A 255-nucleotide genomic window follows, 5' to 3' on the forward strand; every position below is an offset into this window, starting at 1 on the left:
GACGAGGTTGATAGGTTCGGGGTGGAAGCACAGCAATGTGTGCAGCTGACGAATACTAATCGGTCGAGGGCTTATCCTAAAACGTTTGAGAAGCAAACTTACATCGTAAGCATACGCTTAAGTTTGCTCCGGACCCATACATCCGGCAGACAGCAGCTAAAAAGGTTTCAGCAAACCTAACTTTCGTATCCAGTTTTCAGCGTGCAACACGCTACGTTTGGTGGCGATGGCGGAGGGGAACCACGCGTTCCCATA

At 49.8% G+C, this 255-nt stretch carries 1 protein-coding gene; it reads left to right on the forward strand.

Annotated features, from left to right (window positions below; translation table 11 throughout):
• Window positions 1-180 (forward strand): hypothetical protein (locus MRBLPE1_RS26740; protein ID WP_364151576.1); only part of this gene is annotated, 180 nt, incomplete at its 5' end.
• Window positions 181-255: the final 75 nt, after the last annotated feature.

Source organism: Paenibacillus sp. LPE1-1-1.1, assembly GCF_040676435.1.
GTDB lineage: Bacteria > Bacillota > Bacilli > Paenibacillales > Paenibacillaceae > Pristimantibacillus.